16 protein-coding genes are annotated in these 18,155 nt (G+C 66.3%); 8 read left to right on the top strand and 8 right to left on the bottom strand.

All coding sequences use genetic code 11. The features are described 5' to 3' along the window. Window positions 1-3: 3 nt before the first annotated feature. The 3 genes from HUK65_RS00320 to HUK65_RS00310 all read right to left on the bottom strand — a co-directional run bounded on the left by HUK65_RS00320 (window position 4) and on the right by HUK65_RS00310 (window position 3,092). Window positions 4-714: a GNAT family N-acetyltransferase gene (locus tag HUK65_RS00320; protein ID WP_179904126.1), complete on the bottom strand. Its 711-nt coding sequence runs from the start codon at window positions 712-714 to the stop codon at window positions 4-6. Between the two features lie 143 nt (window positions 715-857). Beyond that, the gene (aspS, locus tag HUK65_RS00315; protein ID WP_179904125.1) at window positions 858-2,720 is read right to left on the bottom strand and encodes an aspartate--tRNA ligase; all 1,863 of its coding nucleotides are present in this window, start codon (window positions 2,718-2,720) and stop codon (window positions 858-860) included. A 93-nt stretch (window positions 2,721-2,813) separates the two neighbouring features. Continuing rightward, window positions 2,814-3,092, bottom strand: a complete 279-nt coding sequence (locus tag HUK65_RS00310) for a DUF3572 domain-containing protein (protein ID WP_179904124.1) — start codon at window positions 3,090-3,092, stop codon at window positions 2,814-2,816. A gap of 126 nt (window positions 3,093-3,218) precedes the next feature. Between HUK65_RS00310 and HUK65_RS00305 the strand changes: the two genes are divergently transcribed. Next, window positions 3,219-4,610 (top strand): diguanylate cyclase, encoded by a 1,392-nt coding sequence (locus tag HUK65_RS00305; protein WP_179904123.1) that lies wholly within the window; start codon window positions 3,219-3,221, stop codon window positions 4,608-4,610. A 177-nt stretch (window positions 4,611-4,787) separates the two neighbouring features. Here the strand turns inward: HUK65_RS00305 and HUK65_RS00300 are convergent, their stop codons facing one another. After that, on the bottom strand, window positions 4,788-5,366 hold the full coding sequence (locus HUK65_RS00300) for a nitroreductase family protein (RefSeq protein ID WP_179904122.1): 579 nt from the start codon (window positions 5,364-5,366) through the stop codon (window positions 4,788-4,790). A gap of 86 nt (window positions 5,367-5,452) precedes the next feature. Here HUK65_RS00300 and HUK65_RS00295 point away from each other — a divergent pair, with 86 nt between their 5' ends. Next, window positions 5,453-5,713: a DUF167 domain-containing protein gene (locus HUK65_RS00295; protein WP_179904121.1), complete on the top strand. Its 261-nt coding sequence runs from the start codon at window positions 5,453-5,455 to the stop codon at window positions 5,711-5,713. A 30-nt stretch (window positions 5,714-5,743) separates the two neighbouring features. On the opposite strand, the gene purF is transcribed toward HUK65_RS00295, so the two are convergent. Next, window positions 5,744-7,204: an amidophosphoribosyltransferase gene (purF, locus tag HUK65_RS00290; RefSeq protein WP_179904120.1), complete on the bottom strand. Its 1,461-nt coding sequence runs from the start codon at window positions 7,202-7,204 to the stop codon at window positions 5,744-5,746. A 195-nt stretch (window positions 7,205-7,399) separates the two neighbouring features. Here purF and HUK65_RS00285 point away from each other — a divergent pair, with 195 nt between their 5' ends. Then, entirely contained in the window at window positions 7,400-7,642 is a 243-nt protein-coding gene (locus HUK65_RS00285; protein WP_179904119.1) for a YdcH family protein, read from the top strand. A 42-nt stretch (window positions 7,643-7,684) separates the two neighbouring features. Here the strand turns inward: HUK65_RS00285 and HUK65_RS00280 are convergent, their stop codons facing one another. Next, window positions 7,685-8,905, bottom strand: a complete 1,221-nt coding sequence (locus tag HUK65_RS00280) for an MFS transporter (RefSeq protein WP_179904118.1) — start codon at window positions 8,903-8,905, stop codon at window positions 7,685-7,687. Window positions 8,906-9,159: 254 nt separating this feature from the next. Here HUK65_RS00280 and HUK65_RS00275 point away from each other — a divergent pair, with 254 nt between their 5' ends. The 5 genes from HUK65_RS00275 (at window position 9,160) to HUK65_RS00255 (ending at window position 15,700) form a co-directional block, all read left to right on the top strand. Continuing rightward, window positions 9,160-10,329 (top strand): DUF2189 domain-containing protein, encoded by a 1,170-nt coding sequence (locus HUK65_RS00275; protein WP_179904117.1) that lies wholly within the window; start codon window positions 9,160-9,162, stop codon window positions 10,327-10,329. Between the two features lie 149 nt (window positions 10,330-10,478). Continuing rightward, the gene (gene typA / locus HUK65_RS00270; protein ID WP_179904116.1) at window positions 10,479-12,299 is read left to right on the top strand and encodes a translational GTPase TypA; all 1,821 of its coding nucleotides are present in this window, start codon (window positions 10,479-10,481) and stop codon (window positions 12,297-12,299) included. 706 nt (window positions 12,300-13,005) lie between these two features. Continuing rightward, a complete protein-coding gene (locus HUK65_RS00265; protein ID WP_179904115.1) occupies window positions 13,006-14,013 on the top strand; it encodes an ABC transporter substrate-binding protein in 1,008 nt (335 codons plus the stop codon). 128 nt (window positions 14,014-14,141) lie between these two features. Further along, window positions 14,142-14,936, top strand: coding sequence for an ABC transporter ATP-binding protein (locus HUK65_RS00260; protein WP_179904114.1), 795 nt, complete (start codon window positions 14,142-14,144; stop codon window positions 14,934-14,936). Continuing rightward, on the top strand, window positions 14,933-15,700 hold the full coding sequence (locus HUK65_RS00255; RefSeq protein WP_179904113.1) for an ABC transporter permease: 768 nt from the start codon (window positions 14,933-14,935) through the stop codon (window positions 15,698-15,700). The genes HUK65_RS00260 and HUK65_RS00255 overlap by 4 nt, the downstream gene beginning before the upstream one ends. A 156-nt stretch (window positions 15,701-15,856) precedes the next feature. On the opposite strand, the gene HUK65_RS18970 is transcribed toward HUK65_RS00255, so the two are convergent. Together HUK65_RS18970 and recG are read right to left on the bottom strand one after the other, a co-directional pair. Next, window positions 15,857-15,979, bottom strand: a complete 123-nt coding sequence (locus HUK65_RS18970; protein WP_268839193.1) for a hypothetical protein — start codon at window positions 15,977-15,979, stop codon at window positions 15,857-15,859. An 88-nt stretch (window positions 15,980-16,067) separates the two neighbouring features. Then, entirely contained in the window at window positions 16,068-18,155 is a 2,088-nt protein-coding gene (gene recG, locus HUK65_RS00250) for an ATP-dependent DNA helicase RecG (RefSeq protein ID WP_179904112.1), read from the bottom strand.

Here is an 18,155-nt window from a genome sequence, read left to right as displayed (position 1 = left end):
GAATCACTCGGGCCGTGTCTGCAAGGGGTCATGGGCCACCAGAACGGGGGCCGTGAGATCGCGCAGGCGCTGGCGTTGTTGGCGCTGTGCGTCAAAATTCGCCGGGTCCAGCCAGGTGTCGAATGCCGCGCGCAGGGCGGGCCAGTCGTGGTCGATGGCGGCGAACCAGGCGGTGTCACGGTTGCGGCCCTTGACCACATCGGCCTGGCGAAAGAGGCCCTCGTAGCTAAAACCCAGCCGGGTTGCGGCGCGGCGAGAGCGCAGGTTGCGCGCGTTGCATTTCCATTCGAACCGGCGATAGCCGGCCTCGAAGGCCCAGCGCATGAGCAGATAGACGGCCTCGGTCGCCTCGGTGCTGCGTTGAAGGCGCGGGGCGAAGGTCAGCCAGCCGGTCTCGATACTGCCCGCCGCCGGGGCGATGCGCGCAAGGGCGATGGTTCCGCCAAGGCGCCCGTCAGCCATGCGGATTGCGTAATGTAGCGGGTCATGCTGGATGCGGGCCGAGGCGACCCAGCTTGCATAGGCGGCAGCGTCCGCAAAGGGGCCGTGACCCATGTAGCGCCAGAGATCGCACGCCGTATCCTCGGCCAGGGCTGCATAGAGGTCGGGCGCGTGGGCGGGGTCCAGCGGTTCCAGCCGCGTGTAGCGCCCCGCAAGGGGGGTGCGCGGGGGCAGGGGGGGAGGGCGCCAGTCGCTCAGATCCGGGTCCGACATGATTTTTCCCTCCGCAGCCTTTGGCGCCAGACTGCCCGGAACCCTGCGCCCGGGCAAGCGTCTGGCGGTGCGATGCCTGACTCGGCCCGCGTTGCGCAGCGCGCGCCGCGTGGTCGCGATCAGGTCAGCGCGTTTGCCGGAGGTCAGGACTCGGGTGGGAGAACGCGCAGGCGCAGTTCGCGCAGTTGCTCGTTGGTGGGAGCCGAGGGGGCTTCAAGGAGCAGGTCCTCGGCGCGCTGGTTCATGGGGAACATGATGACTTCGCGGATATTCGTGGTGCCGGCCAGCAGCATCACGATCCGGTCGATCCCGGCGGCGCAGCCGCCATGCGGCGGGGCGCCGTAGCGGAAGGCCTTGACCATGCCGCCGAAGCGCTTTTCGACCTCGGACGCCGGGTAGCCCGCGATTTCGAAGGCGCGATACATGATTTCGGGCAGGTGGTTGCGGATGGCGCCCGAGAGGATTTCGTAGCCGTTGCAGGCGAGGTCATACTGGTAGCCCTTGACCTGGAGCGGGTCGCCCGAGAGCGCCTCCATCCCGCCCTGGGGCATGGAGAAGGGGTTGTGGCTGAAATCGATGGCGCCGGTTTCGGGGTCGGCCTCGAACATGGGGAAATCGACGATCCAGGCGAAGGCGAAACGGTTGGTGTCGGTCAGGTTCAACTCGCGGCCGATCTCATCGCGCGCTTTCGCGGCCACGGGTTCGAATTGCGCGGGCTTGCCGCCGAGGAAGAATGCGGCGTCGCCTTCGCCAAGGCCCAGTTGCTGGCGGATCGCTTCCGTGCGCTCGGGGCCGATATTCTTGGCGAGGGGGCCAGCGGCTTCGACCCCTTCAAGTGTCAATTCGGCGCTTTCTATTTTCGCCCGCGTAGCTTGCACCGTGATAGAGAGTTCTTGTGCGACAGATTCCACCGTCTTCTTTCGCCAGAAAATATACCCCATCCCCGGCAGCCCCTGCGCTTGCGCAAAGGCGTTCATCCGGTCGCAGAACTTGCGCGAGCCGCCACCCGGCGCGGGGATCGCGCGGATCTCGGTGCCCTCGGTCTCTAGCAGTTTGGCGAAGATGGCGAAGCCGGAGCCGCGGAAATGCTCGCTCACCACCTGCATTTCGATGGGGTTGCGCAGGTCGGGCTTGTCGGTGCCGTATTTGCGCAGGCTCTCGGCATAGGGAATGCGGGGCCAGTCGGCGCAGGGGTCCACGGTCTTGCCGTCGGCGTAGTCCTCGAACACGGCTTGCAGCACGGGCCCGACGGCGGCGAAGACATCCTCTTGTTCGACGAAGCTCATCTCCACGTCAAGCTGGTAGAAATCGGTGGGGGCGCGGTCGGCGCGGGGGTCTTCATCACGGAAACACGGCGCGATCTGGAAATACTTGTCGAAGCCCGAGACCATGATCAGCTGCTTGAACTGCTGCGGGGCCTGGGGCAGGGCGTAGAACTTGCCCGGATGCAGGCGCGAGGGGACGAGGAAATCGCGCGCGCCCTCGGGGGATGACGCGGTGATGATCGGCGTCTGGAATTCGGTGAAGCCGCTGTCCCACATGCGTTGGCGCATGGCGCGGACCACGTTGGAGCGCAGCATCATCTTGGCGTGCAGGCCTTCGCGGCGAAGGTCCAGGAAGCGATAGGTGAGGCGGGTTTCCTCGGGGTAGTCGGGTTCGCCAAAGACCGGCAGCGGCAGGTCGCCGGCGGCGCCGAGGATGTCCATGGCGCGGGCATAGACCTCGATCGCGCCGGTTTTCAGCTTTGGGTTCACCAGGGAGGCGTCGCGGGCCTTGACCGTGCCTTCGATGCGGATGCAGGTTTCGGCACGCAGCTTTTCGATGGCGGCGAAGGCGGGGCTGTCGCTGTCGGCCAGCACCTGGGTCAGCCCGTAGTGATCGCGCAGGTCGATGAACAGCACGCCGCCGTGATCGCGGATGCGGTGCACCCAGCCTGAAAGCCGGACCGTCTGGCCCACATGGGCGGCGGTCAGGTCGGCGCAGGTATGGCTGCGAAAGGCGTGCATGTCGGATATCCCCATGTTCGGCGGCGTGGCGCGGTGCCTGCGCGATACACAATCTGCGGGCGGCGAAGTCAAGGGCTGGCCGGTTGAGGGGCGTCAGGTCCAGTGCATCTGGGCACCACCGGGCAGGGCGGCGCGGGCGCGGGCAAGCACTTCAGGCTTCTGTTCCAGCGCCGCGGTGCATTCGGTGATCCAGGCGTCATCCATCAGGATGAAATCCAGCACCGCAGCCAGAAACTCGGGGTCCTGGGCCTGGGCGCGCAGGTTTGTGACATCGGCCCCGGTCGAACCCATGAACACGGGCCACAGTTCATCATGGCCGGCAAGCCAGGCCAGCGCCGAGAGCGCAATGGTCTCAGCGGCTTGCGGGGTCATCACATGCACCTGAGTGATGCGCGGAAAGCCGCCTGCGGGTGCTGGCAGGCCGGGGGTGTGAAAGCATTTGTTAACCTTTCTTTACTATTCAGAAACCTTGATGGTGTGCGTAACGGGAATTGGCAGATGACGGGCAAGATACTCATTGTCGATGATCTTGCAATCAACCGGATCATCCTGACGGCCAAGCTGGGCAGCGCCTGCTACGAGACCCTGACAGCGGAGACCGGTGCGCAGGCGATTGCCATGGCGCGTTCCAGGCGTCCGGATCTGATCTTGCTGGACATGATGCTTGAAGACACTGACGGGGTTGCCGTGTGCCGCAGTCTCAGGGCCGATCCGGTAACGGCGCATATTCCGGTGCTGATCATCACCGCATCGACCGAACAGGCGCAGCGCAATGCGGCGCTGGCGGCGGGGGCGAATGAGTTCCTGAGCAAGCCTGTGGATGAGACCACGCTGCTGGCACGTATTCGCAACCTGCTGCGCGCAGCCGAGACCGAAGCCGAGTGGCGTCGGCAGGAAACCTGGTGCTCGGGCCATGGTCTGGCAGAGCCCGCGGCGGGGTTTGTTGCGGCGCAGACGCGGGTGGCGCTGCTGGGCGCCACGCCGCAGATGGCGCGGTTCTGGCGCAAGCAGGTGGCGCCGCTTTGCCCGCAGATGCGGTTCGAGTCCATCGGGACCGCCGAGGCGTTGAGCTATGCCGAAGGCGCCGCGCCGGATGTGTTCATGATCGTGGCGGAAAGCCCTGTTGCGTTGCGCTTGCTGCTGGATCTTCAGGCCCGCCGGGCCACGCGGCACAGCGCCTATTGCGTGATCCTGCCGCCCGAGGCCGGTGACCAGGCCGCCATGGCGCTCGATCTGGGCGCGCATGATCTGCTGCACTTGCCTCTGGACGCTGAAGAAACCGCGCTTCGGTTGGGCATGCAGATCACGCGCAAGCGCCGGGCCGATGCGCTGCGCCGCACGGTGGAGCGTGGGTTGAACCTGGCGGCGCTGGACCCGCTGACGGGGTTGCTGAACCGGCGCGGTGCGGAGGCCAAGCTGCTGCATCTGGCGCTGCAGGCGCGGCAGAACGGGGAGGGCTTTGCCGTGCTGCTGCTGGATCTGGACCGGTTCAAGGCCATCAACGACACCCATGGCCATGGCGTCGGTGACGAGGTTCTGCGCCAGGTTGCAGCCCGGATGCGCAGCGTGCTGTCGCCGCAGGATGTGATTGTCCGCTACGGCGGCGAAGAGTTTCTGATCGCACTGGCCGGGGTGTTGCTGGAGCGGGCCCGCGCACAGGCGCAGGTGCTTTGTGATGTCATCGAGCAGACGCCGATCGCCACTGCCGGAGGCGAGATCTGCGTGACCGTCTCCGTGGGGGTGGCCCCGGGCCAGTGCGGGGCTGATGGAGAGGATATGCGGCAGGCTCTGGCGCGCACGGTGGATCAGGCGGATCGCGCGCTGCTGGCCTCCAAGAGCCATGGCCGCAACCGGGTCACGGTCTTCGAGGCCGCATCCCTGCCACGATAAGCGGCGTGGCGCGTCTGTTTGTAGCAGGCGTACCGGATCGGAGTCTTCGCTTGATGGGGCCTTCGCAAGCGCCCCCGAGCCGCGCCCACCCGCCCACCCCGCGCGCCTCGGGGGCGCTGCCCGGCGCGGGCGCCGGGCAGGGGGGCTTTTGATCTGCCGGGCGGGGCCCCCGCCGGGTCAGTCTGTCTGCCAGGTGGTGATGCGGCTGATGTCCGGGCGCGGGCGGTCCGGGGGCGTGCGCGCCGAGGTGCCGATATGGATCATCCCCGCCACGTATTCCTGCGGAGCAAGCCCCAGCCCCTGGGCGGCGAAATCGCGGTCATGGGCTGCCCAGCCGGTCAGCCAGCACGCCCCCCAGCCTGCGGCCAGCGCTGCGTTCACAAGGCTCAGGCAGACCGCTCCGGCGGAAAGGGTCTGTTCGATCTGGGGGATCTTGTCGCTCTGGATCGGTGCGCCGATCACGGCAACAACCAGATCCGCCCCGGCGTATTGGGCGACGCCTTTTTCGATCCGGTCAGGCTCCAGTCCCATGGCCGTGCCGCGTGCCCGCGCCAGATCGGCCAGCCGTTCAAGTGCCTGTTTCTCCAGCACGATGAAGCGCCAGGGTTCCAGCTTGCCATGATCCGGGACGCGTGCGGCGGCGGTCAGCAGGGTTTCAAGCTGCGCGCGGTCCGGCACCGGCGCGACCAGCATCTTGGCCGGGCGCGAGCGGCGGTTGAGCAGGAACTCGAGGACGGCGGAATCGGTCTGGGACATGGAAGGGCCTTTCGCACAGTTTGGTGAACAGGTAAGATGCGCGCCACCCGGGGTCCAGCCCGGGGCGTTGCAAAGGACAGCAGCTCATGCGCGATTGCGAGGATTTGCGGGATCTTGCGGCCCCCGGGGCCAGTATCCCTGTACGGGTGACACCGCGTGCGTCACGCGGGTCGGTGACACGGGGCAAGGACGGGGTGGTGCGTGTCTGCGTGACCTGCGCGCCCGAGGCCGGCAAGGCGAACCGGGCGGTGACCCGTGCCCTGGCAGGTGCGATGCGGGTGGCGCCGTCGCGGCTGGAACTGCGCCGGGGGCTGTCGTCGCGCGACAAGCTGTTCGTGGTGCGCTGAGGGGCAGGACCCCCGCGCCGATCTCCCTGTTCAGACCACCGCGCGGGGCTTGAAGCCCTTGTCCAGCATGTCCTGCGGGGCCACCGGGTATTCGCCCGAGAAACACGCGTCGCAATACTGCGGGCAGGCGTTGTTGCGGCCCCCGGCCTCGCCCACCGCGCGATAGAGCCCGTCCAGCGAGATGAAGCGCAGGCTGTCCACGCCGATATGGTCGCGCATCTCATCCTCGGTCATGCGCGAGGCCAGAAGTTTCTCACGTTCCGGCGTGTCCACGCCATAGAAGCACGGCCAGGCGGTGGGCGGCGAGGCGATGCGGAAATGCACCTCGGCGGCGCCGGCATCCAGGATCATGTCCTTGATCTTCATGCTGGTGGTTCCGCGCACCACCGAATCATCCACCAGGATGATCCGCTTGCCGCGAATCAGCGCGCGGTTCACGTTCAGCTTCAGCCGCACGCCCATGTTGCGGATCTGTTCGGTCGGTTCGATGAAGGTCCGGCCCATATACTGGTTGCGGATGATCCCCATGGCATAGGGAATGCCCGATTCCTGGCTGTAGCCGATGGCCGCCGGGGTGCCGCTGTCGGGCACGGGGCAGACCAGATCGGCCTCGACCGCGGCCTCGCGCGCCAGTTCCACGCCGATGGCGCGGCGGGTTTCATAGACCGACCGCCCGCCGATGATCGAATCGGGGCGCGAGAAATAGACATGCTCGAACACGCAAAAGCGTGCGCCGCGGGTTTCGAAGGGGCGGTGGCTTTCCAGCCCGTCGGGGCCGATGACCACCATCTCGCCGGGCTCGACCTCGCGCAGGAAATCGGCGCCGATGATGTCCAGGGCGCAGGTCTCGGATGACAGCACCCAGCCGTCGCCCAGCCTGCCCAGCACCAGCGGGCGCACGCCCAGCGGGTCGCGCACGCCAATCAGCTTGGTCCTGGTCATGGCGACGATGGAAAACGCCCCTTCGACCCGGCGCAGGGCATCCTTCATCCGTTCGGGGATGGTTTTCTGGAAGCTGCGCGCCATCAGGTGGATGATGCATTCGCTGTCCGAACTGGACTGGAAGATCGAGCCGCGCTCGATCAGCTCCCGCCGGATCGATTCGGCATTGGTGACATTGCCGTTATGGGCGATGGCCGCGCCGCCCATGGCGAATTCGCCAAAGAAGGGCTGCACATCCCGGATCTGGGTGGCGCCCTTTGACCCGGCGGTGGAATAGCGCACATGGCCGATGCCGATGGGTCCGGGCAGGGTGTCCATCACGCCCGCCTTGGTGAAGGTATCGCGCACCAGTCCGAATCGGTGCGCCGACTGGAAGCCGCTGGTCGGGCAATGGGTCATGATCCCGCCGGCTTCCTGCCCGCGGTGCTGCAGCGCATGCAGGCCCAATGCCACAAAGCTGGCCGCATCGGTAACGCCGATGACGCCGAAGACCCCGCATTCTTCGCGCAACTTGTCATCATCTAGGGGGGTGCCGGAAAGGAAGCGCATGTACCGAGCCTTTGGGTTTTGCCGCTGTCGGGGGTGGATTAGCGGATCGTTGCGGAACTGTCACGCGCTGTCGCCTCGACATGGGGCGTGGGGGTGGGTGGCTGAGACCTGTGCACTTCTTTGCGGCAGATCAAGGTGGCGGGCTGCATGCGCTCATATGGTGCCGGTGAAACGTAGCGACAGGAGGATCAACACATGTCCCATACCCCCCACGAACTGGCCGAGGAATTCCCCGAAGCCGCAGACAAGCTGCATGGTCTGAAGCTGGAGAACGCCCATTTCCGCAAGCTGGCCGAGGAATACCACGATCTCAATCGTGCCATTCACCGCGCCGAGACCATGGTGGAGCCGGTGAGCGAGCAGCATGAGACCGAGATGCGCCGCGAGCGCATGCGCCTGAAGGATGAAATCGCGCGCATGCTGCGCGATCATGCCTGAGGCCGTGCGAAGGGGGTGCGAAGGGGGGGGCCAGGCACCCCCTTACTTGCGCCGCCGCAACAGCCGACCGATCAGAAAGGACGTGCGCGGCACATAGGTGTAGCGGGTGCGGGCATCGGCGCCGGGGCTGGGGCGCATCCGCATCCGCATCACGCCAAACACCACCAGCACCACATGTGACAGCCCCAGGAAGACGAACATGCCCGCCGCGCCGAAGCGCCCGATCAGCAGTGCTGCAATCACCGGGCTGGCAATGGCGCCCACGGCATAGAGGAACATCAGCGCCGCCGAGAGTTCCACCCGTTCGTCATCACCGGCGAAATCATGGGCATGGGCGGCCGAGACCGAATAGATCGGAAAGGTGGTGAAGCCGAAGAAACCGGCGGCCAGGAAGATCGCAATCACCCCGCCTTCGGTGCTGGCGATACTCAGCCCGCAAGCCAGCGCCGAGGCCACCGACAGCCAGATCAGCACCACGCGGCGGTCATACTTGTCCGCCAGCCAGCCCATGGGCACCTGTGCCACCGCGCCGCCCAGGACATAGGCGGCCAGAAACAGGGCGATCTGATCCGCTGCGAGGCCCACGGAAATCCCGTAAAGCGGTCCGACCATCCGATAGGCGGCCCCGGTGATCCCCGATACCACCACCCCCGCCGCCGCCAGGGGGGAGCGCTCCCACGCCAGACGTGGCCGCAGCCGGGGCGCGGCCCCTGTGGCGGGCCCCTTCGCCCGGGTCAGCACCAGCGGGAACAGGGCCGCGCAGCACAGCAGCGCCAGCAGGTTGTAAGAGACATAGGACGCCGGCTCCAGCACCGCGATCAGCAACTGCGCGCCCAGGCTGCCCAGAATATCGACCACCCTGTAGACCCCCATGGCCCGGCCCCGGGTCTCGTTGGTGACCTTGGCCTGAAGCCAGGCCTCGATGATGGTGTAGCACCCTGCCACCGCCACCCCCGAGGCCACCCGCATCAGCGCCCAGGCATAGGGGTCGATGATCAGCATATGCGCGAGGATCCCGATGGTGCCCGCCGCGGCGAAGGCCGCAAAGGCGCGGGAATGGCCGACCTCGCCCATCAGGCGCGGTGCCCACCAGCAGCCGATGAAGAACCCCGCAAAATGGGCCGAGCCCAGGATGCCGATCTGCCCCGGCGTGAACCCCAGATGCGCCCCCGAAAGGGCATCCAGCGGCGCCACACCCCCCAGACCCAGTTGCAGCAGCACCACCGAAAGGAACAGCGCGGCGAAAGAGATCAGCAGTCGCATGAAAGACCCCGAAACCGGCCCTGGCCCGGCAGCTTACCCTGACGCGCCCGCGGGCCAAGGTCCAGTGCCGATCTGCACGGCCTGTGTGACATCGCCCGGGGACGCGCAGCGCCCCCATGCCCGCGCGGGGCTGCGCTGAAAAATCAGCCCGTCCCCCGCGCCGGGCGCCCCGAAACCCTTGCCGGACGCAACAAAGCTGTTGCCTTGGCCGCATGGCGTTTTCTATCCTCTGGAAGGGTAGAGGAGGGTTATTCATGTCCATGACAGATACGTCACGCCAGACTGCGGTGCCGCTGCAGGTGCAGGTCGCCAGGGATCTGACCGAAGACGACCTGCGCACCGCGCTGCAGAAGGGCTGGGAGGATTTCAAGGCGGTTCCGGCCTTTGGCCTGTTCTTTGCCGCGTTCTATACGCTCGGCGGGATCGGCCTTTATTTCGGGCTGATCGGACAGGGGCAGGCGGCCTGGTTCCTGCCCATCGCCGCCGGGTTCCCGCTGCTTGCCCCCTTTGCCGCCGTGGGGCTCTATGAGGTCAGCCGCCGCCGCGAAGCGGGCGAGAAAATGGACTGGCCCGGCATCCTGGGCGCGCTGCGCGGGCGCGGCAATGAACAGCTGTTGCTGATGGCGGTGACGGTGCTGATCGTCTTCGGCTTCTGGATCATCCTGGCGCGCGGCATTTTCGCAATCTTCTTTTCGCTCTCGGGCATCGGCTATGAAACGCTGGGCATGCTGTTCTCCGGCGCGGGTTTCATGATGGTCATCGTGGGCTCTGTTGTCGGGGCGTCCGTGGCGCTGGCGTTGTTCACCATCACCGTGGCCTCATTGCCGATGCTGCTGGACCGGGACGTGGATTTCGTCACCGCCATGATCACCAGCGCCGAGGTCGTGCGCTCCAACCACATCACCATGCTGAAATGGGCCGCGGTGATTGGCGTGGCGGTGTTTGCCGCGATGATTCCGCTGTTTCTGGGGCTCCTGGTGGTGCTGCCGGTGCTGGGCCATGCCACATGGCACCTCTATCGCCGCGCCGTGCCGACCGAGGCGCCCGCCGGCGCGGGCCACCCCACCGCCGATACGCGCGACACGCTGCACCCGGGCGATGACATTCCGACGTCGCCGCCCGCCGATCTGGCCCCGCCCGCAGCCGTTGTGGAACCGCGCATCGACATGGAACAGGCGCGCCCCGTGGGCATGGCCGCCCCGCGCGATGGCGGTGCCGATGACCTGAAAAAGATCACCGGGATCGGGCCGAAGCTGGAATCTGTCCTCAATGACATGGGATACTGGCATTTCGACCAGATCGCTGACTGGACCGAGGCCGAGATCGCCTGGATGGACGAGCATACCGAAGGCTTCAAGGGCCGCGCCACGCGCGACAACTGGGTGGCGCAGGCCCGCGCATTGATCGGACGGGACGAGGGCTGACCCGCGCGGCCCCGAAAAGGGGCGGCTGGCGGCAGCGATAAAGCCAATCACCACATGGCCGCGGGGGATATCACGCCCCTGCGGCTAAATGCTGGCCTTTTGTCCGGGAAACTGTTAAGCGCTGCGTCGCAGCATCAACGGACAATTCAATGGACCTTCGCAATATCGCGATTATCGCGCATGTCGACCATGGCAAGACCACACTGGTGGATGAGCTTCTGAAACAATCGGGCGTCTACCGTGAAGGGCAGGCGGTGGCCGAACGCGCGATGGACAGCAATGACATCGAACGCGAACGCGGGATCACCATCCTTGCCAAATGCACCTCGGTCGAATGGGGCGACACGCGCATCAATATCGTGGACACCCCCGGCCACGCCGATTTCGGCGGCGAGGTGGAGCGGATCCTGTCCATGGTCGATGGTGTGGTGCTGCTGGTCGATGCCGCCGAAGGCCCCATGCCGCAGACGAAATTCGTGACCTCCAAGGCACTTGCGCTGGGGCTGCGGCCCATCGTCGTGCTCAACAAGGTGGACAAGCCCGCCGCCGAACCCGACCGCGCACTGGACGAGGTGTTCGACCTGTTCGCCAATCTGGGCGCCGATGACGACCAGCTGGATTTCCCGGTGCTTTATGCCAGCGGGATCAATGGCTGGGCCGATACCGAACTGGACGGCCCGCGCCAGGACATGCGCGCGCTGTTCGATCTGGTGGTGGCGCATGTGCCCGCGCCGGCGCAGGTGGCCCGCGCAGGTGAGCCGTTCCGCATGCTGGCGACCACGCTTTCGGCCGATCCCTATCTGGGCCGCATCCTGACCGGCCGGGTCGAATCGGGGCGGCTGAAGGCGGGCGATACGCTCAAGGCGCTGTCGCGGGACGGGGCGCGGCTGGAACAATTCCGCGTGACCAAGGTGCTGGCTTTCCGCGGTCTGGGCCAGGCCCCGATCGAGGTGGCCGAGGCCGGGGATATCGTGACCCTGGCCGGGATGGGCAAGGCCACCGTGGCCGACACGCTCTGCGATGTCTCGGTCGACACGCCGCTGCCCGCTCAGCCCATTGACCCGCCCACCATCAGCGTGACTTTCGGCATCAATGATTCGCCGCTGGCCGGGCGCGATGGCTCCAAGGTCCAGTCACGCGTGATCCGCGAACGCCTGATGCGCGAGGCCGAGGTCAATGTCGCCATCAAGGTGACCGACACCCCGGGTGGCGAGGCCTTTGACGTGGCCGGGCGCGGCGAATTGCAGATGGGCGTCCTGATCGAGAACATGCGCCGCGAGGGGTTCGAGCTGTCGATCTCACGCCCGCGCGTGCTGATCCGCGATGAAGGCGGCCAGCGGCTGGAGCCTGTGGAGGAAGTCACCATCGATGTGGATGACGAATTCACCGGCGCGGTGATCGAAAAGCTGACCGGCGCGCGCCGCGGCGATCTGGTGGAAATGAAGCCCGCTGGCGCTGGCAAGACGCGCATCGTCGCGCATGTGCCCTCGCGCGGGTTGATCGGCTATCATGGCGAATTCCTGACCGACACGCGCGGGACCGGGGTGCTGAACCGCGTGTTCCATGAATGGGCGCCCTACAAGGGGACCATTCCGGGGCGGCGCCAGGGGGTGCTGATTTCCATGGAGGACGGCACCGCGGTGGCCTATGCGCTGTGGAACCTCGAAGACCGCGGGCGGATGTTCATCAATCCCCAGGACCCGGTCTATCAGGGCATGATCATCGGCGAGCATTCGCGCGACAACGATCTGGAAGTGAACCCGCTGAAGGGCAAGAAGCTGACCAACGTGCGCGCCTCGGGCACGGATGATGCAGTGAAGCTGACCCCGCCGGTGCAGATGTCGCTGGAACAGGCCATTGCCTATATCGACGACGACGAACTGGTCGAGGTCACGCCGAAGGCCGTGCGCCTACGCAAGCGGTTCCTCTGCCCCCATGAACGCAAGCGCCAGGCCCGCGCCGCCGGCTGAGCACGTCACTTCCGCGCCCTGGGCCTCTGGCCCGCGGTGCACAAGCGCCCCCGAGCCGCGCCCACCCACCCACCCTGCGCGCCTCGGGGGCGCTGTCCAGTGCGTGACGCACTGGACAGGGGGGCGGCTGCCTTCAGACAATCTGAACAAGGTCGCCCGGACCCGGGCGTGAGAGCCGCCATGGCGTCTGTGCAGGCTGTGATGCGGGTGTCCGAAAAGACCTGACACGGACACGGGTGAGCCTGGAACCCGCGTGCAACGGTGGGGCCGTGATCCCATGCGGATGCTGCAGAGCCCTTTTGCGCCTTTCAGTTTGACGGACATCCGGCCATTGCGGCGCCAAGGGCGGTGGCTCAGGGGTTTGCGTCAGCTTCCCGGGGCCGGAAAGGGATCGTCGCTTCGGGTGATGGCGTGGAAACCGTCGCGGGTGGGGCGCAGCCGGTTGAACCGTCCCACCGCCCCCCGGGCGCAGCGGGGTGGGTGGGTGGGCGCTGCGTCCGGGGGGCGGTTTGCGCGCAGTTTCGGGCTGCGTTTTCAGGAATATCCTGAAAATCGTTCATCCTTTATCGGTATTGCCAAAAATATCAGCATTTGCCACAGAATTGGACCATGGTGCCGGGATAACCCGTCCGATGCGCAGTTTGGACGTGCGCGGATGCGGCTGTAGGATAACAAGGAACCGGACCGACAACAGGAGGACAAGCTTGTGAACCGACCGCTTCTTCTGGCAACGCTGGGCGCTTCGGTGCTGGCCGTGCCCGCGCTGGCGCAGACCCATATCAATTTCGCGCTCGATTGGCGATTCGAGGGGCCCTCGGCGCCTTATTTTCTGGCGATCGACAACGGCCACCTGGAGGCCGAGGGCTTGAGCGCCGAGATCAGCGCCGGGCAGGGCTCGCTCGATGCCATCCCGAAAGTGGCCACCGGGGCCTATCCCATGGGCTTTGCCGATATGGCCAGCCTGATCAAGTTCATTGACCAAAACCCCGATGCCCCCGTGACCGGTGTCATGGTCCTTTATGACAAGCCCGCCTTTGCCATCGTGGGCCGCAAGTCGCTGGGGATCGAAGAGCCTGCGGATCTGGAGGGACGCACACTGGGCGCGCCGCCCCCCGATGGGGCCTGGGCGCAGTTTCCCGTCTTTGCCGAGGCGCAGGGGCTGGATGTGGACAGCATCACCATCGAGCCGGTGGGCTTTCCAACGCGTGAACCGTCGCTGGCCGAAGGCAATGTCGATGCCGTGACGGGCTTCAGCTTCACCTCATACCTGAACACGGTCCGCTTGGGCATCGACCCCGAGGACATGACCGTGCTGCTGATGGCCGATTACGGGCTGGACCTCTATGGCAATGTGGTGATCGTGAATACCGATTTCGCCGAGGCCAACCCCGAGGCGGTCACCGGCTTCCTGCGTGCGCTGGCCCATGGGGTGCGCGATGCCGCTGCCGATCCGGCCGCGGGCGTGGCCGCCATTGCCAGCCGCAACCCGGCCCTGGATCAGGATCTGGAAGTGGAGCGGCTGGAGATCGCGTTGCGCGACAATATCCTGACCGACTGGGTGATGGAGAACGGGCTGGGCAATATCGATGCCGACCGCTTTGCCAGTTCGCTGGACCAGATCGCCATGACCTATGAGTTCAATACCGAGCCTGACCCGGCGCGGTTCTTCACCGATGCCTTTCTGCCCGATGACGGCAGCCTGAGCATGGAGTGACGATGGCAAGGGGGGCTGCCGCCCCCCACCAGCGCGCCCCGTGCGGGGCTGCTCCCCTCCCCGCGAGTATTTCGGGCAAGATGAAGCCTGTGGCGGGTAATGGAAGGTTATGGAATGGACGGTTGGGCATGGAAAATCTGATCGAGATCAAGGGTGTCACCCATGCCTACAAGACCAAGGCCGGTCCGCTGCCGGTGCTGGATGATCTGAATATCGCGATCCCCGAGGGGAAGTTCTGTGCCGTTGTGGGACCTTCGGGCTGCGGGAAGTCCACGCTGACGCGGCTGATTGCCGGGCTGATGTTTCCGGACACGGGCGAGGTCTGGCTGCACGGCCAGATCGTGAAAAGCCCGCGCAAGACGGTGGGGATGGCGTTCCAGAACCCGGTTCTGCTGGAATGGCGCACGATCCTGCAGAATGTGGTCCTGCCGCTGGAGATTGTCGCGCCCGGGATGCCGAAGCGGCAGAAAGAGGCGCGCGCCATGGAACTTCTGGCGCTGGTGGGGCTGGAAGGGTTTGAGCACAAGCGCCCATCGGAACTGTCCGGGGGAATGCGGCAGCGGGCCTCGCTTTGCCGGTCGTTGGTGCACAAGCCCGAGGTTCTGATCCTGGATGAGCCCTTTGGCGCGCTGGACGCGTTCACCCGCGAGGATCTGTGGCAGACCATGCATGAGTTGCGCGCCGAGGAGCCGTTTACCGGGCTCCTGATCACCCATGACCTGCGCGAAAGCGTCTATCTGGCCGATCAGGTGGTGGTGCTGTCCGGGCGGCCGGCAACAACGCAATATGTGATGGATATTCCCATGCCATCGCCGCGTCCGATCAACATGTTATACGAACCCGATGCGGTGGAGAAGCTGGCGCGCTTGCGCCGCGAGATCGAGATTGCGCAGGGGCGGGTCCCGGCGGAGGGTGGGGCATGAGCATCAACTGGCAGAAAATCCTGACACCGATCCTGGGACTGGCGGTTTTTGCCATCCTGTGGGAGGCGCTGGTCTGGTACATGGGCTGGCCCACGTTCAAGATGGCGGCGCCCTCGGATATCTGGCCGGCCTTCCTGCGGTTCCAGCCGCTGTTCTATGAATACGGTTGGCAGACGCTGTGGCGCACGGTGGTGGGGCTGGGTCTGGCCGTGGTGGTGGGCACCCTGCTGGGGATGATCATGGGGCTCAGCCGCGTCATGAATGACGCGCTTTATCCGCTGCTGGTGGGCTTCAACGCCATCCCCAAGGCGACGGTGGTTCCAGTGGTGGCGCTGATGTTCGTGGGCCAGCATGATTTCAACACCATTCTGGTGGCCTTCATGATCTCGTTCTTTCCCATTGCCGTGTCGGTGGCGATCGGGCTGAGCACGCTGGAGCCTGAATATCGCGATATTCTGCGCTCGCTGGGGGCCTCGCGCTTCACGGTGTTCTGGAAGATCGCGCTGCCCAAGACCTTGCCCGAGTTCTTCGGGGCGCTGAAAGTGGCCGTCACGCTGGCCTTCATCGGCACCAATCTGGTCGAGATCATTACCCCGCATGGGCGCGGCCTGGGGCATCTGTTCCAGTCGGCGCAGATCAACAGCGACTTCCCGCTGATGTTCGCGGTGCTCATCGCGCTCGCGATTCTGGGGATCGTTCTCTATTACGTTGTGGTGGCGCTGGAGCGGATATTCGCTGGCTGGGCGGAGCGGTCGCCCACCTGAACCGCACGCGCCGCCCCATATGTGTTGGCTGAAGCGTGGACGCCAAAAAAACCGCCGCGCGTGCAGGGCACGGGCGGCGGCAGGCGTGGTCCGGTGGCGTCCGGGATAAAGCAGGCTGCGCGGGACAATGCGCGCCCCCGGCCAGACCGAGGCAGTTCAGAGCAGCAAGGGCAGGTGCAGCCCCATCACCAGCATTCCAACAAGTGACAGCACTCCGGCCAGATCGGCCACAAGGTGCTGGCGGTTGCGGGCGATCAGGGAACCGATACTTGGGTGCATGGGGTGCCTCCGTCCTTTGTTCGCATTTGTTCTCATATTTGACGCGAATCGTCAAGAACAAAGGTGAACAAAAAAGAACAAAGAAGGGTTAACCGACCCCGATCAGCCGGATTGCACGGTCCTGTTCCATCAGCCACAGCAGGGTGCGCACCGCCTGGCCGCGGGCGCTTTCCAGCGCCGGGTCGTCCAGCAGCAGCTTGCGCGCGTCTGATTGGGCCAGCGCCATCAGCCCGGCCTGGCGTTCCAGATCGGCCACCCGAAAGCGCGGCAGCCCGGATTGCGCGGTTCCGATCAGGTCCCCCGCGCCGCGAATGGCCATGTCTTCCTCGGCGATGCGAAAGCCGTCTTCGGTATCGCGCAGCAGTTTCAAGCGACGGGCCGCCGCGTCGCCCAGTGGTGCGTCATACATCAGCAGGCAGGTCGATTCCGCCGCCCCGCGCCCCACACGCCCGCGCAACTGGTGCAACTGCGCCAGGCCGAAGCTCTCGGCCCGTTCCACCACCATGATCGAGGCATTGGGCACGTTCACCCCCACCTCGATCACCGTGGTTGCCACCAGAACGCCGGTATCCCCGGCGACGAAGCGCGCCATGGCGGCGTCCTTTTCGGCCGGGGGCATCTGGCCGTGAACCAACCCAACGCGCCCTTCGCCCAGCGCGGCGCGCAGGTGCTCGAACCGCGATTGCGCGGCGGTGAGGGTGACGGCTTCGGATTCCTCGACCAGCGGGCAGACCCAATAGGCCTGCCGGCCTTCGGCAAGGGCGCGGCGCAGGCGCTCGACGACCTCGTCCAGTCGGTTGGCCGCCACAAGCGCGGTTTTCACCGGCGTGCGCCCGGGCGGCTTTTCATCCAGGACCGAGACATCCATGTCGCCGTATTGCGCCAGCGCCAGGCTGCGCGGGATGGGCGTGGCGGTCATCACCAGCACATCCGCCCCTGCGCCCTTGGCCGAGAGTGCTGCGCGTTGCGCCACGCCGAAACGGTGCTGTTCGTCGATGACCGCCAGCCGCAGATCGGCGAATTCGACCCCCTTCTGGAACACCGCGTGGGTGCCGATCAGCACCTGAATGTCGCCGCGCGCCAGTGCGGCCAGCTTTGCCGCGCGGTCACGCCCCTTGTCGCGCCCGGTCAGGATTTCGACCAGTACGCCGGCCTTTTCGGCCAGCGGGGCCAGCCCTTGCAGATGCTGGCGTGCCAGGATCTCGGTCGGGGCCATCAGTACGCCCTGGCCGCCGGCCTCCACCGCGATCAGCAGCGCCATGAAGGCCACCAGCGTCTTGCCCGCGCCCACGTCGCCCTGCAGCAGGCGGTTCATCCGCCGCGCATGGGCCATGTCGGCCTCGATCTCGGCCACGGCGCGGGTCTGCGCGCCGGTGGGGGTGTAGTCCAGCGCGGCCAGGACGCGCGCGCGCAGATGTCCGTCGCCCCGGCTTTCGCGCCCCGGTTTGCGCCGCTGGGTGGCGCGGGCCAGCGCAAGCGTCAGTTGGTGGGCAAAGACCTCATCATAGGCCAGCCGCGTGCGGGCGGGGGTGTGGGGCGCGCAATCGGTGGCGGATTCGGGCGCGTGGGCGGTGCGGATGGCCTCGGCCCAGGCGGGCCAGCCCTCGCGCGCGACAAGCTGCGGGTCGATCCATTCCGGCAGCTCGGGCAGCCGGGCGAGGGTGGACTGCACCGCCTTGGCCAGCCCCTTTTGCGTGACCCCGGCGCAAAGCGCATAGACGGGTTCATGGGCGGGCAGATCGCCCTCTTCATCCGGGCGCAGAACGTGGTCGGGGTGGACCATCTGGGCGATCCCGTCGAACAGCTCCACCTTGCCTGAAACCAGCCGCCGCTGCCCGGTGGGCAGCAGTTTCTGCAGGTAGTCGCCGCCGCGGAAATAGACCAGCATGAACTCGGTCAACGCGTCTTCGACCTGCACGCGGTAGGGACGGCCGCGCGAGCGTGGGGGGTGGTGGGGGCCGACCGTGACCTCGACCGTCAGGGTGGCGGGCAGGGTGGCGCCCTGGATGGAGTTGCGGCGCGTGCGGTCGATCACCGAATGGGGCAGGTGGAACAGCAGGTCACGCGGCTTTTCCACCCCGATCCCTGCCATGGATTTCGCGGTCTTGGGGCCCACCCCTTCGAGCGTATCGAGCCCCGCGAAGAGCGGGAACAGGATTTCCGGGCGCCCGGCCAT

Origin of the sequence: Rhabdonatronobacter sediminivivens, assembly GCF_013415485.1 — a bacterium.
Lineage (GTDB): Bacteria > Pseudomonadota > Alphaproteobacteria > Rhodobacterales > Rhodobacteraceae > Rhabdonatronobacter > Rhabdonatronobacter sediminivivens.
The sequence above is the reverse complement of the archived record's forward strand: the minus strand, read 5'-3'. Positions and strand labels throughout refer to the sequence as shown.

Bases quoted from the DNA above. Each gene is read 5' to 3' on its own strand.
- typA (WP_179904116.1), top strand. From the start codon at position 10,479: ATGGACCTTCGCAATATCGCGATTATCGCGCATGTCGACCATGGCAAG.
- HUK65_RS00260 (WP_179904114.1), top strand. From the start codon at position 14,142: ATGGAAAATCTGATCGAGATCAAGGGTGTCACCCATGCCTACAAGACC.
- HUK65_RS00305 (WP_179904123.1), top strand. From the start codon at position 3,219: ATGACGGGCAAGATACTCATTGTCGATGATCTTGCAATCAACCGGATC.
- recG (WP_179904112.1), bottom strand. From the start codon at position 18,155: ATGGCCGGGCGCCCGGAAATCCTGTTCCCGCTCTTCGCGGGGCTCGAT.
- HUK65_RS00300 (WP_179904122.1), bottom strand. From the start codon at position 5,366: ATGTCCCAGACCGATTCCGCCGTCCTCGAGTTCCTGCTCAACCGCCGC.
- HUK65_RS00275 (WP_179904117.1), top strand. From the start codon at position 9,160: ATGTCCATGACAGATACGTCACGCCAGACTGCGGTGCCGCTGCAGGTG.
- HUK65_RS18970 (WP_268839193.1), bottom strand. From the start codon at position 15,979: ATGCACCCAAGTATCGGTTCCCTGATCGCCCGCAACCGCCAGCACCTT.
- purF (WP_179904120.1), bottom strand. From the start codon at position 7,204: ATGCGCTTCCTTTCCGGCACCCCCCTAGATGATGACAAGTTGCGCGAA.
- aspS (WP_179904125.1), bottom strand. From the start codon at position 2,720: ATGCACGCCTTTCGCAGCCATACCTGCGCCGACCTGACCGCCGCCCAT.
- HUK65_RS00320 (WP_179904126.1), bottom strand. From the start codon at position 714: ATGTCGGACCCGGATCTGAGCGACTGGCGCCCTCCCCCCCTGCCCCCG.
- HUK65_RS00280 (WP_179904118.1), bottom strand. From the start codon at position 8,905: ATGCGACTGCTGATCTCTTTCGCCGCGCTGTTCCTTTCGGTGGTGCTG.
- HUK65_RS00295 (WP_179904121.1), top strand. From the start codon at position 5,453: ATGCGCGATTGCGAGGATTTGCGGGATCTTGCGGCCCCCGGGGCCAGT.
- HUK65_RS00285 (WP_179904119.1), top strand. From the start codon at position 7,400: ATGTCCCATACCCCCCACGAACTGGCCGAGGAATTCCCCGAAGCCGCA.
- HUK65_RS00255 (WP_179904113.1), top strand. From the start codon at position 14,933: ATGAGCATCAACTGGCAGAAAATCCTGACACCGATCCTGGGACTGGCG.
- HUK65_RS00310 (WP_179904124.1), bottom strand. From the start codon at position 3,092: ATGACCCCGCAAGCCGCTGAGACCATTGCGCTCTCGGCGCTGGCCTGG.